This is a genomic window from Photorhabdus machadonis (assembly GCF_052657765.1).
Genome location: NZ_CP199761.1, coordinates 1,221,313 through 1,233,493 on the forward strand (window position 1 = coordinate 1,221,313; position 12,181 = coordinate 1,233,493).

General features: G+C 45.8%; 17 protein-coding genes. All 17 read right to left on the reverse strand.

The genetic code is table 11. From position 1 onward, the window contains the following. Positions 1-28: 28 nt before the first annotated feature. The gene (locus ACUN2T_RS05970; RefSeq protein ID WP_445496696.1) at positions 29-1,231 is read right to left on the reverse strand and encodes a phage tail protein; all 1,203 of its coding nucleotides are present in this window, start codon (positions 1,229-1,231) and stop codon (positions 29-31) included. Positions 1,232-1,241: 10 nt separating this feature from the next. Continuing rightward, positions 1,242-1,898, reverse strand: a complete 657-nt coding sequence (locus ACUN2T_RS05975; RefSeq protein ID WP_445494449.1) for a DUF2612 domain-containing protein — start codon at positions 1,896-1,898, stop codon at positions 1,242-1,244. 2 nt (positions 1,899-1,900) lie between these two features. Continuing rightward, a complete protein-coding gene (locus tag ACUN2T_RS05980) occupies positions 1,901-3,088 on the reverse strand; it encodes a baseplate J/gp47 family protein (protein ID WP_445497814.1) in 1,188 nt (395 codons plus the stop codon). Further along, on the reverse strand, positions 3,085-3,438 hold the full coding sequence (locus ACUN2T_RS05985; RefSeq protein WP_445494451.1) for a hypothetical protein: 354 nt from the start codon (positions 3,436-3,438) through the stop codon (positions 3,085-3,087). The genes ACUN2T_RS05980 and ACUN2T_RS05985 overlap by 4 nt, the downstream gene beginning before the upstream one ends. Next, on the reverse strand, positions 3,435-4,193 hold the full coding sequence (locus ACUN2T_RS05990; protein WP_445494452.1) for a phage baseplate assembly protein V: 759 nt from the start codon (positions 4,191-4,193) through the stop codon (positions 3,435-3,437). The genes ACUN2T_RS05985 and ACUN2T_RS05990 overlap by 4 nt, the downstream gene beginning before the upstream one ends. 60 nt (positions 4,194-4,253) lie before the next feature. Beyond that, on the reverse strand, positions 4,254-4,616 hold the full coding sequence (locus tag ACUN2T_RS05995; RefSeq protein ID WP_445494453.1) for a hypothetical protein: 363 nt from the start codon (positions 4,614-4,616) through the stop codon (positions 4,254-4,256). Beyond that, positions 4,609-5,040, reverse strand: coding sequence for a hypothetical protein (locus ACUN2T_RS06000; RefSeq protein WP_445496697.1), 432 nt, complete (start codon positions 5,038-5,040; stop codon positions 4,609-4,611). Before ACUN2T_RS06000 ends, ACUN2T_RS05995 begins: the two co-directional genes overlap by 8 nt. Further along, positions 5,037-5,297, reverse strand: coding sequence for a hypothetical protein (locus tag ACUN2T_RS06005; RefSeq protein ID WP_445496698.1), 261 nt, complete (start codon positions 5,295-5,297; stop codon positions 5,037-5,039). The genes ACUN2T_RS06000 and ACUN2T_RS06005 overlap by 4 nt, the downstream gene beginning before the upstream one ends. Positions 5,298-5,470: 173 nt before the next feature. After that, positions 5,471-5,656: a hypothetical protein gene (locus ACUN2T_RS06010; RefSeq protein ID WP_149616212.1), complete on the reverse strand. Its 186-nt coding sequence runs from the start codon at positions 5,654-5,656 to the stop codon at positions 5,471-5,473. Positions 5,657-5,717: 61 nt separating this feature from the next. After that, positions 5,718-6,137 carry a type II toxin-antitoxin system YafO family toxin gene (locus tag ACUN2T_RS06015; protein WP_445494386.1) on the reverse strand — a complete coding sequence of 140 codons (420 nt, stop codon included), beginning with the start codon at positions 6,135-6,137 and terminating at the stop codon, positions 5,718-5,720. Positions 6,138-6,139: 2 nt separating this feature from the next. Next, entirely contained in the window at positions 6,140-6,724 is a 585-nt protein-coding gene (locus ACUN2T_RS06020) for a hypothetical protein (protein ID WP_445494388.1), read from the reverse strand. A gap of 138 nt (positions 6,725-6,862) precedes the next feature. Beyond that, positions 6,863-7,987, reverse strand: a complete 1,125-nt coding sequence (locus ACUN2T_RS06025; RefSeq protein ID WP_445496699.1) for a hypothetical protein — start codon at positions 7,985-7,987, stop codon at positions 6,863-6,865. A gap of 23 nt (positions 7,988-8,010) precedes the next feature. Beyond that, positions 8,011-9,072, reverse strand: a complete 1,062-nt coding sequence (locus ACUN2T_RS06030; RefSeq protein ID WP_445496700.1) for a baseplate hub protein — start codon at positions 9,070-9,072, stop codon at positions 8,011-8,013. A gap of 9 nt (positions 9,073-9,081) precedes the next feature. Continuing rightward, complete coding sequence (locus ACUN2T_RS06035; protein WP_445496701.1) at positions 9,082-9,387, reverse strand: phage baseplate plug family protein; 306 nt, start codon at positions 9,385-9,387, stop codon at positions 9,082-9,084. Continuing rightward, a complete protein-coding gene (locus ACUN2T_RS06040; RefSeq protein WP_445496702.1) occupies positions 9,387-10,001 on the reverse strand; it encodes a phage baseplate protein in 615 nt (204 codons plus the stop codon). Before ACUN2T_RS06040 ends, ACUN2T_RS06035 begins: the two co-directional genes overlap by 1 nt. After that, on the reverse strand, positions 10,001-12,013 hold the full coding sequence (locus ACUN2T_RS06045) for a lytic transglycosylase catalytic (RefSeq protein ID WP_445496703.1): 2,013 nt from the start codon (positions 12,011-12,013) through the stop codon (positions 10,001-10,003). The genes ACUN2T_RS06040 and ACUN2T_RS06045 overlap by 1 nt, the downstream gene beginning before the upstream one ends. Further along, positions 12,003-12,155 (reverse strand): DUF6889 family protein, encoded by a 153-nt coding sequence (locus tag ACUN2T_RS06050; protein WP_149616278.1) that lies wholly within the window; start codon positions 12,153-12,155, stop codon positions 12,003-12,005. The genes ACUN2T_RS06045 and ACUN2T_RS06050 overlap by 11 nt, the downstream gene beginning before the upstream one ends. Positions 12,156-12,181: the final 26 nt, after the last annotated feature.

The window sequence follows — 12,181 nt, forward strand, 5'->3', positions numbered from 1 at the left end:
TAAAAACAGGGCCGTTTGGCCCTTTTTATCACGCCGCCCTGACGATATAGTTAAATGCTATATTGCGTGGTCTAGTCTCGTTACCGCCTGTGCTACCAGTGTTTTTCTGATACATTTTCCCGCCAGTTCCTCCTGCCCGACCCTGACCCGGTTCATCAATTGTCTGATAACTGTGTGAATGTGCTTTTAACTCATCTGCCTGCAAACTCAAAATCACTCGACCGCTATCAACGTCACGCGCACCAGCCCACCCTCGAATAAATTCCCCTCTTAAATCAGGCAACACCCCAGATGGATAAGCAACTGCCAGCTGTGGATATTTAGATTTTTCAAATGCTTGCCCGCTACATATGATATAACCATCAGGAGCGTTTGGTAACGGCCACGGTATAGGAGCACCGACTGGATAAGCATTAACAATACCGCCTCTTGCATTCCCGTTACTGTTTAAGAAATATGCGTGTAGCTCGCCGAGCGGAGTGATATATACTTGGCCCACATCTCCACCCGCAGAACCTACGTTAATACCCTTCAACCAGCCACCGCCTTCTCCCACAGAAAAAGGCCCTACATATGATCTAGCAGGGATAGAATTAAACCACGTCACCCCCGGAAAAGCCCCCACGTCCCCGGCACTCAAACTAATATCCCCAGTCAACACCTTGCCATTAATTCTCCTGCTATTAGGCACCGCATTATTGGCCTTATTCACCGTTTCCACTAAACCGAGGTTTTTCACAAACGCGTTTTTGTCGGGAATATCTGCGCCGTTTTGACTCTTTGAGAGCTTAGTGTTGGCGTTGTTGTTTGCGTTTGTGGCACTAGTGTTTGCAGTGCTCGCTAAGTCATAAGCATATTTTACGGCCCGTGGAGTAGCGGCAAGTCTCTCACTTGTGCTATCTGTAGCGTTACTTAACTGTATTATACCTTTTTCTGTGAGTGTAGCGTCCCGTACTTCCGGCAATGCATTTTTAATTGCTAATGCCATGTTACTTTTCAGTGCGTCGATATTCCCATCATCCAGAACATCATTACCCGATTCTTTTGCGATAAAATCAGCAAGAATATGGGTAATAATAGATGACTGACGCCACGCTTTATTTAATTCACGTGACTTGGCAACACCCGCACTAAAACCATTAACCCTTGCCGCCAATGCCGCATACTCTTCATTTGATAATACGTTAGCACCCTCGGCAATACCGAAAGTTAAAAATTCATTCTTCGCCATTATTTTACTCTTAATTTAATAGAATGGGCCAACCGCCTACATCGAATCCGGCGATATATTTACTGTCTGAATCGAAACCAAAAATAACTCCCTGATTTTCCGAATTAGTATAATTATTAACTCTGACTGCGCCGGGCTTAATATTTAAATACCCTTGTTGAATTACAGCTTTGACGACTTCGGGCACGACTCCCCCGGTGACATAAACGTCCATCGACATATCTTGATTATCGACGAAAAATATTAATACTGACTCGTCAGGAATAACGCCCTGATAAATTTCAGCCAACATTTCATTTGTACCGTCCCAGTGATTTGCACGAATTTTTGAACGTAATATTGTTCTGTAAGTTTCGTCGTCAAGTTCAGTAAAGCCAGAATCAGAGTCATGTTGTCGTTTCCAGCTGCCTTCATCTAATCCTACTCCTTCCATATCAAACGCAAAATACACACCGACAATCGGCGTTTTAACATAACGAGATATGCCAATCCATTCACCCACAGCATCTAATTGAACCCCTACAGCTTCATCAATTGAAAACTGACTGTTCAGGCGCTGTGCGGCGTTAATAATGTCAGATAGTGGACGGGTAATTAAATCGATGTGAGTAACAAATTTATTTGCGGTTCTGTGCTGAGAGGTAATCAGTGATAAATAATCTCTCATCTTCACCTCGCTATTAATTTAATATGCTCTGGTTTACAGGTAACCGCTTCATCAAATGTCACAATTAAATTACTTGGTGATATATCATCTTCGGACCTGCCTATTTGAATTTCGAAAATGTCATAAGTTAAGCCTTCTTCATCACGCAAGTTTGCGGGGGAAAATAAACGACTCAAATAAACATTATCACCAATTAATTGCGCATCGATATAACTCGCTATTGCTGACCGAATTCTGTCGCCCACCAGTGTTGTATATCCCTCGAATGCAGTCAAAGTTATTTCAACGAAGACAGGAACATCTTTCGGGCGTGAGAAATGAATCGGGTGAAGAATGCCATAGCTATCCGCAACTTTTATCTCAGTATCGCCAAACGTGCCTGCTCCCGGTCCTTTTTTCGTTTCGATAGTTTGAGCGATTAACTTGGCATCACCCCCATCAACGATCATTGCTATAGAATGAGGCGGAATGCCGTTGTTGTCAGTCACGTTTGTATCATTCTCAAACCCACGCCGACGAACAACACCGGGTATCAGGCTAATGGCGCCTTGGATCCCGTCTAGCACGGTTCTTGATGGCAGCGCTACAGATTTCCGTTGCCGTTCTCGCAGGACCACATCCGACTCAATCGGCTGACCTGATGTTGCAACTGACGGATTTGTAACACTTTGCCAGCCCTGCGTTGGAGTGCCAATGATGGAAACATCCCCGACTAATGCCGTAACATTTCCCTTTGTTTGACACGCCGCAGTAGCGATAACAAAGCCGTGTATCCCAACAGCTACACTTGCGGGAAGGCTCCAGCTATAGCCGTTGATATCCCGCACTATGCCATTTTTTACAACCGTTCCAACAGTGCCAATGAGCTTAACATCAACCGTCGAATACGTGGATTTGTGCCGGGTTATCCCGTTAATTCTTACGTTGTTAGATAACGCTGCGCCGGTTGCTGATGCCGGGCTAAACGAATTGTAAGCAGCAATCACAGCATTGTTCGCGTCATGTATCGCTAGCGCATAAATTGCCAGCATCTGGCCGTCTTTACTGTCTGGCTCAAGGTATGCATCAGCACCGTATATCTGACGGGCAAACTCAGTGATTTTACTCAGGATTGCTTGGTAATCAGGCGCACTGATGCCGCTCGCAGTCACTGAGGCCGCAAGCCCTAAAGTGTCAAGATTTAACATTATGCCTCGCTTGTTACCGTAATTTGTCCGTAAAGCGTGTCAATAGTGGCGGTGAAGGTGAGGCGGCGCGTCGTACCATCGTTGCGTGTATCAAATGAAAGGATCGACTTAACACCTTTAGTTTTCAGGATACGGTCACGAACGGCAAGGATATAAACGTCAGATCGCTGCTTTCCCAAAACTGACTGTACGTAAGGGGTGCCTTCTTTCATATCTAAGAACCAATCCCCACGCCATAGCGCCAGCCGGGTTTTGACTGCCAGCGCAACAGCTTCGGGCGAATTCGTCAGAAACGTATTATCCCCCTGGCCGAAACTGTAATCGCCATCGGGATCATCACGTCGGTATCTCACTGGGGACCTCCCGTTTTACTACCGCCCGATTGCACGCCACTATGCACATGATTTTTAAGGCTTATACCTGCTGCTGTCACATCGTTACTCACGGTGACCGGACCTTGCATCATTGCGGTTCCTCCACCCGCACCCATGCCCTGTGATAAGTTGCCGTTAATGGTGACGTTGCCGTTCAGGGTGATTTCAGGTGAAGTGATTTCAGTACCGCCATGTGCAGTTGCAATAAGTTTTGCAGGTGTGATAACCGTGACGTTATGGCTACCGGGATCGAGTTCGATATAAGCCGCGCCATCATCACTTCTCAGTTGCGCGGTGCTTGTGCTGATATTAGATATTTTTCGCTGTTGAGACTGAGGACCAACAATCGCAAAAGCATCAGACAAACTGTGCTGGCGGTCGTCTGCTGGTTCTTGTACGCCGCCAGATTGCCACCAGAAATCAATACAGCGATCAGCAAAGACGACTAAGCATTCATCACCGGCTCTTATCGGAAAGGTTAACGTCACGCCACCGCCCCTTGGGAAGATAACCGGCACGTCCACCAGCAGGGGCAAGGATACCGAGGTAGTTTTCCCCTCAGCATCAGCAACACTGCTCTTAATCGCGGGCTGAACAACACACGTTACCGCATCAGCGTTAAAGGACTGAATAATGCCGGGTACCGCTACTCTGAGCTGAGAAGAAAGAGAATGGTTTATGGCTTTCAATGTTTCGGATAAATCGCCGGTTCTTGATTCGGTTGATACGGGCATGGGGAAACTCCATAAAAAAAACCGCAGTTAAGCGGCTTAGTAAATAATAGGGTTGTTAAATTAAATCCAGTGAAATCCTTTAGCCATTAAACCCGCTAATCCAAGCGCCACGGCAATTATCGCACCAAATAACAAGCGGAAATCTGAACGTGCGTCTTTTCTCATTTCCTTAAAATCTGTGCGTGTATCTTTTTTCATTTCCCGTACGTCAGCTTTCACCTCGTCTATAGATTTTTTGATATGCTCAACGTCTGATTCGAGACGAGCTACACGGGCCTCCATATCTTCACCTCCACCGTTTCCGCCACCCTGTTTGAATGATGAACCATTATCATGTGAATGTCTACTTGGTGGCGTATCGGTAGACGACCACCGTCCATCAGAAAATCGCATACCATCAATGACAGAATCGTCACTACCCATTACGCGCCTCCGATAAAATCATTCTAAAGTGGGCTTCTGATTTATGAATAATCTCGTCAGGCGTATCAGCACGGGCTATAGAACATTTTATTACATAAATCCCAGCATTTATTACCTTAATCGAAAGCGAAGCACTCAAAAAACCCGGCACGTCTGTTGGTTCTGCTTCAAGATCATCAGCGGTTACTGATACCTTTGCGGGTATATCTTCTGTCCGACCGTGTAGAATTGTTGTGCCATTGCTGTCAGTAATATCGATAGAAATTAGATAGTCTTTAGATTGGTGAAGCCCAACAAAAGCGGCAGCAATAAGAATTTTCGTCTCAACAGGCAATGCTGGACATCGAAAACTGAGGATCGGTTCTTCCCTATCTCTGGCGTCTTTTGTAGCGGGAAAAATGAAAGCTATTTTCTCTGAACTCATTCAGACCTCTTGTGTGTTCTTGCTGCTGTTTCACAGCCGATACATCGGATTAATCCGCCACTTATCACTTTTACGTGTGCAAGAAAGGCTTCTTGAGCTTCTTTATTATTTGGATTTAACGATAAGTTTCCGTTCTCATCAACGATTATCTTTCCATTACCTGCCGTGGTTCCGTGAGCGGAGGTTTTTGTGATCCGCATTAGAATTTCATCAGGAGGCGCATTAAAGTAACGCAGCACTCTTGCTAATCTAGTCATAACTCCCTCCTAACTCGCTATGGTGATAATAGTTCGGTTGAACTGCTAGTTCAACGCATTTAACAATCAAAGTTGTATTCTTATTGTTCTGTGATGTATCAAAATGTTTCAGATTTGCCACCCTTGACCTGTGTGACCTCGCAATAAAAAACCGCACATAGCAGCATAGCTGATCAAATATCAGGATTTTCAAAAGAATTGACTGACGTATATTCATTATGCTTTACCAAAGTCCCTTCGATAGTCAGCGTAGCTTTTTCATTGAAAATAAGAATGCTGATAACTCTCAGCAAAGAAACAATCACTCTTAATTTACTGGCATAGGAGCCATTAAACGTTATGTCTAAACCGGTATTCACAATAAAACCCCATAAAAAAACCTGCCGAAGCAGGTCTATATTTTTTTTCTTGGTAAAAGGATTATGCGCTGACATGATTAAGCAATTTCAATTCTTGCTCACTTAGGCACTGGAAAGAATCTTCTACCATGCGAATAAGTCTACTCATGAGCTTATCAATACGTGCGTGAGCATCAGGTATCACCACGGCGATAACTTGATAATGATTTTCGTAATACCAATGTTGGGCATAAACCAGATAATTGTCACTTTTCCTGTTGTGTAACATAACTTTCGCCGGCCACGGTTTTTCATTTAAGGGGCGAATATGTAATTTCCATATCCCTGATTCCATAGCCTTCATGTTGAACTCAAAACGTCCCTGACACCCAAGCCAACCCGAAACCTCTTCTGCATCGCTCAGATATTTAGCTAACATGGACGCGTAATCATAAGCGGCTGCGTTGAAAAGCAGATCTTCTGCCACACTGACATAGACCATGCTTAACCCCATGTAGGTAATGTGATACCAAGCTTTTTATGCGAGAGATTCACCAATTCTCTATAGCTTTCCGCGTCAGCTTTCGGTGTGTACTCACTTGCATTAACTGGCAGGTACTGTTTTAACGTTACTGCAATACGCAATAAAACGTTTCTGTTGTTTGCAAAAACCCGCAACATTTCCTGAGAATGTGTTTGGAATAGCTTGACGTGCGGCCCCCATGCGGGTGAAGATTCCGCAAGAATACAGCTTAATTTCAAGAGATGAAGTTGACTCGTAACGATTTTTGCAGCAGATTCGTAACGCTCAACGACATCACGAATATTTATACCGGACTCGATCCCGTCACGGTCAATAGTATCAAGTAACTCAAGGCTAATTTGGGCATTCTCTTTCAGGTAGGCAAGCGCCATTTTAGACTCAGATAAATATGACATAACTTCTTGAGCTGTCAGTGTCTTTTGCCCTGATCTATCCTGTACCAGTTGCGTAATCGGCGCAGAAAGATATTCTGGCAATTTTGCTAACTGATTAGTATCAGGGAGCGGCGTTAGCAACATTACTAACGTTGTCATTCCTACGGCCATGTGAACCCCCTTATGAAACAAAATAGTACTAAAGAAGTACAGTATACTCACTTCCCGTATCACCGATAAGCTTATCTTTTATTTAATCCGCCACTTTCTTACACGGAAACGAGCCGATGATCTTCGGTGCAACTATCCTTAAAACCCCCTTGAACTATAAACACGAGCCATACCTGCCCAGTGTGAGAACAATATTTCGTTATCAAGGGGACTATATCGATTATTTCCATCAATTGCACCAGCGAACCACGCTCTATCCGAAATGGATTTATCGCGTGCCGTCGCGCCCCATTCTTTAATGCCCTGAGCAATACCCGCCACGCACGCATTATTTACAGACCTTGAGTCTGTGTACGCCCCAACTTCGTAACATCTCTGAATGGTCATTTTTATACCATTTATGAAATCAATGACATCAAAATTCCCAGTAGGATATATCTTTCTCCCTTCCACGTAATAGGTATATGTCGTAGCCAAATTCCCGTATTCATCAACAGATCGCTTTTTCGTGAAATGAAGATGGTCAAGTTGTTCTTTAATGAATTTCTCACTGGTTGAAGAATTTGGACCAAAATCAGGATAAATACGTATAGCGGGTAAACTCGCTTCAATCTCTGATTTACGTTTGGCCCCTTCTTTACGGATACGCTCATTTTCCTGCGCATTTATTCTGGTGCGTTCCTGCATTGCTTGGCTGTATTGAACTACAATCGAATCCTTCTGGGCTGCAAACTTACTTAAGCTGACCTTGAAGCTCTCTTCATCAACATTATTAAGCCCCATACTCCAGCGATCAGTTTTAAAATCGGCGTATATTCCTTCAACTATCGACTTATGCGAAACATAATCAGCAATGCGGCTAAAAATATATAGCATGCGGGTATAATTTTTGTCATTACGCATAGCGTAAAAATCATCATCAGACAACTGCCCAACACCTGCTCTACCATATTCATGATAAGACGCATAAAAAATAGGGATAATATGGGGATTCGAATTAACAAGGTCAATCAACTTATCGGTAGTGCATGGGGAGTTCCCCCAATCGAAAAGCCCTTTACCATTAGATTTGAAAGTCTGACAATCATCATTTGACAACTTTTCTATGACACTCCAGCCCGGGCGTTTTTTATAGTTATCATTTTTCTTAATGTGAAGTTCTGTAAGTACTTTGTCTGGATCAATCTTTCCATATGTGCACCCCATAAGTGAGGTAGTAATGATAAAAACAGCAGAAACCTTAACAACCTTGAGTATCAGCATAATGATAACCGTAATATATTATTTCATGGCATTCTTGCAATAGCCGAGCCGCTTAATAAATCCTTAGCCCCACGCGCCTCACACATCATTTCCTGGTACCACGCATTGCCGCGAGTGTCGCCAGTATACATAATGCCCCGGACGATATATACACCATCAGTAGCTATGCTTGCTGGAGGATTAGACACCCCGCTGACGTGAAGGTTCCCGTTATCGTTTTCATCCGTCAGCCGTCCGCCTGACATCTGTATATCGGAGTTAGGTAGGGATGTTCTATATACCGAACCTTCGTCTAATTTAATCAGGCCGTTGACTTTGATATTGGGGTTGATCAAACACTTCACATTAACGCCCGCCCCAATAGTCTGTTGCGGCATGCCAATCAACCCGGTCCGGCTGTTCAGGACAATAGCATCGTGTACCGACATCTCATCTGAAACCATCTCGCGTTTGCCGTCCACAAACTGCCACGTCGCCTTACATTGCCCGGCGATATTATCCATCACATCCCGTGACATCCCAAAAAGTACTTTCCCTCGCGGGAATACGGTAGTCGGCATCGCCGGCGTATGCCCCTCAGTAATCCCATAAGGGGCGAACGTGCGCATCGTTAATTCGTTGATATCAGCAACGGTATAACCCGCTGCCACAGTTTGATTGATAGTGGCGTAAGCAAACGCCTCCTGGCCGTCACAGGCCTGAATTTGGGTATAGGTATCAGTCGGGTTGTCACGGCCAGTCAACGTAAACCGGATATCTCCGCTAAAGATCTCCCCGTAATTTTGGCCGTCACGCTGTCCCGTTGTACCCGGCTCAACCGGTCGGGCTTTGCCGACTTCACTCTCAGGAACGGTAGGCGTGATGCCGTCATAGCCCACGATAATTTTTATCTTCGAGAACTCGCTGCCAAGAATACGATTACTGGTGTCTTTTGACAGATTGTAAATTTTTAACGTCGCCACTCGCGGGAAACTAATCGTGAACCACTCAATATTAAATATGACTCTAAAATCCGATAAAACGATCCCTTTACCCTGATCGTCTAACAGCATTAATTCAAAATGACGCAACCAATTCTGACTCATATTTTTGCCTTATTGTTGTATAAAATAAAGATGACTGGACAACCCAAGATTTGTATCTGTCGGATATTCAGCACTGTCTGCATCACTGGCGATAACTAACATGCCGCTGATCCCCAAATACGGATATTGTTCCAATAAGTTAATACCGGGTATGAGCGGTGCGCCCACCAGCAGATCCACCCCCGATTTATCCTGAATATCCATTACCCAGCCGGCGCTATCCCTGTAAATCAGGCGCATTTTCACATTCTGATCACCCAGCTTTATTGCAAACATTTGATTGCTTGCAGTTAGTGGGATTTCCGAGACTTGCATCAGCCGCCTCCTTTTACATAGCTTTTAAACGCATTAACAAAAACCCCTTTTGTTTCCGACAAAACAGATTCATTGACGGGTTGCGTGGCCTTGGTGCCTGAGTTCTCAACGGCCGATGTGCTCACCCCGGTTTTCATGACCTCTTTTTCTGCTACTTGTACAACCTGGGTAGACGAAATAATCACTTCACGTAATGTCAGGGTACATAACAGCACGTTCTCGCTATGCCGGTCGGTGGTGACTTCAATCGCTTTGATTAGCATGTTTTCATAAGTACGCTTACCCGTAATAACATTGAAGGGTTCTCGCAGCTCTTGAAGATCCAGTATCTTCTGATAGGTCTCTTTCGGGCTTAAGCCCATGCTCAGGCCAATCTTTGACGTATCAACAAAGTCGAGAAGCGAGCCGCCACCCGCAAAGCCCAGTTCCATCGTAATTTCCGAGGGTTTTTTGTAGGCATGGTCACTCACCGCAGCACCGATCTCTACCGGATGTTCAGTAATTTCCAGTGCATCTGTGTGCTTTTCAGCAATAACGACGCTCGGCACAAGTAACATACTTTCAGTGCCAAACGACCGGGTTTGTTGCTGAAAAATGGCAGATAAAATATCCATTAGCTCACCTGCTTTTGAAGTTGTATCAGCCGGGCATTCACGCCATTTTGCTTATTGGCAATCTCATCCGCCGTGGCTTTTGCATCGGTTGCCCCGTGCACGGTAATGTTGGTCGTTTGCTGAACGCCGCCACTGCCTGCTATCGCGGCTTTACCCATCAGTTCGCTGTTGTACGGGTTACGACCGTTTTCGCGCTGAATGATGCCGTTCATCATCGCTGTCAGGGTTTGCGGGTCCTGTAAATTTAACTGGGCGTTCGGATCAACGCCGAGCCGTTTTGCAAGGAAAGCAATGTAGTCTTCGGTGTCATTTTCCTCAGGGGGCGCATATTTCGTGATAATGTCACGGACTGTGGTGAGACCACGTTTTGCGTATAACGTTAACTGTCGTGAGAGCGCACGCAAGCCGTCAAACGCGGTTTCAAATCGGGCAAATCGCCCCTCTCCATTTTCCCTTGTCGCCCCGCGTTGCCCCACAAAGTTCAGGTTGCCGGGATTATTGTTACGCAATCCTCTTTCACTGTATTCGGGAGAGGGCGGTGGAGTCGGTGCGCCAGGCATGCCGGGGATATCAGCCGTGACAGGGTTCGGCAAACCACCCTGGTGCTTATTGGCCCAATCGTTATCGATACCCAGCCATTGACCAAAGTCCCCGATCCCGCGTTTTATTTGCCGGGTATTGTAGTCCCATGACGTCGCGGCACTTTGTTTGATATTGTCCCAGTCACTGTATAAGTATCCACCATAGGCTACTAAACCCAAGAGTGGGGCGAGGCGAGCCAGTAAGGGGGTTAATGCCGCAGACACTTTCGCGAATCCCGCGAGCATTTTTCCCGCCCACGTAGTTGCAACAATCCCGCCGAGAATTAAGAATGCATTTTTCCAGCCGCCAATCGTTTTAACGCCTTTTTTAATCCACCTCCCGATTTCCTTAAACGCACTAATCGCGAGATCGATTTCTTTTTCCCATTGACCCCAGTCAATCAGACTTTTGCCACCCTCTTTCCATGTCTTGTAGTCGTCGTAGAGGAGGAGAAGGGCACCAATTAACACGGTGATCATGCCAATAGGCGACATCAGGAACGCACTATTGAGTAAACGCCACGCGACAACAATAGCCCCAAACATAGCAATGAGCATCTTGCTGCTTTCATCCAGTCGCTTCCACCAGTCTATAACATCTCCAATGCATTGAACTACACGGTAAACCATCCTGCTAAAGACCTCAGCAAACCCTAGAATGCCTTTGATAATCTTGGTGAGGGTGGCTTCAATTTTTGGGAAGTTATCCAGTATCTTCTGACGTAACGAGTCGAAGGAACTCGCTAAACCACCCGCAAGATTGGCCCCAATCTTATCCCGAAGGATACCCAGTAACGCGTTAAAACCGTGTAGTGCCGTGGTAAATTTATTCGCCTGTTGCGCGGCTTTATCCGCATTGAACCCGGTTTTCTGCAACATCATTTGATAGTCAGCAGTAAACCCAGCCAACCCGCGCCGCATCGCCATCAGCGTATTTTCATCGATACCGAGCATTTGGGCATACTGATTGGCACGATAATACGGCATGTTACTAAGCCGCTGGCCGACACCCGCCAGTATGCTCGCAGCATCCCGCATTTGGCCTGACGAATCGCGAGTCTGAACACCGAGCCGATTAAGCCAGCCCTCCGCGCCGGGATTGTTACGCATAAACCGCGCCATGTTTTCAAGCGCACCCTGCGCAGCTTCTGCGCTGCCTCCCATTTGTGCAACGGCATAGCTCAACGCTTTGATGCCCTCAACCGTAGCGCCGGTACGCTGTGACTGCCAATAGAGCTTATCGAGGCCATTTGCAATTTTAGTAGTAAAACCGACGATGGTAAGTGCTGCCCCTTCAACGGCTGCCCCCACTTTCAGCACGTTGGCGGTAACGCCTTTTAATACGGCATCAAATTTACCCCGGCCTTTTTCGTCTACATCAAACCCCAGACTGATAAGGAAGTCTTTAATTGTGTCAACATTACCGCTCATGGGCATCTCTCCAGCGTGCTATACGGGCCTCGTTATCGGCTTTTAAATCTAACCAGTCGTTCATGCGGGCGATATCAGCCAGGTCAACAACGCCGCTTAAGAGATCGGGATATTGGATATAGCCGGCGTCAACGGGGCGCATCAGATAATCTTCCCCGTCAGGCAGGC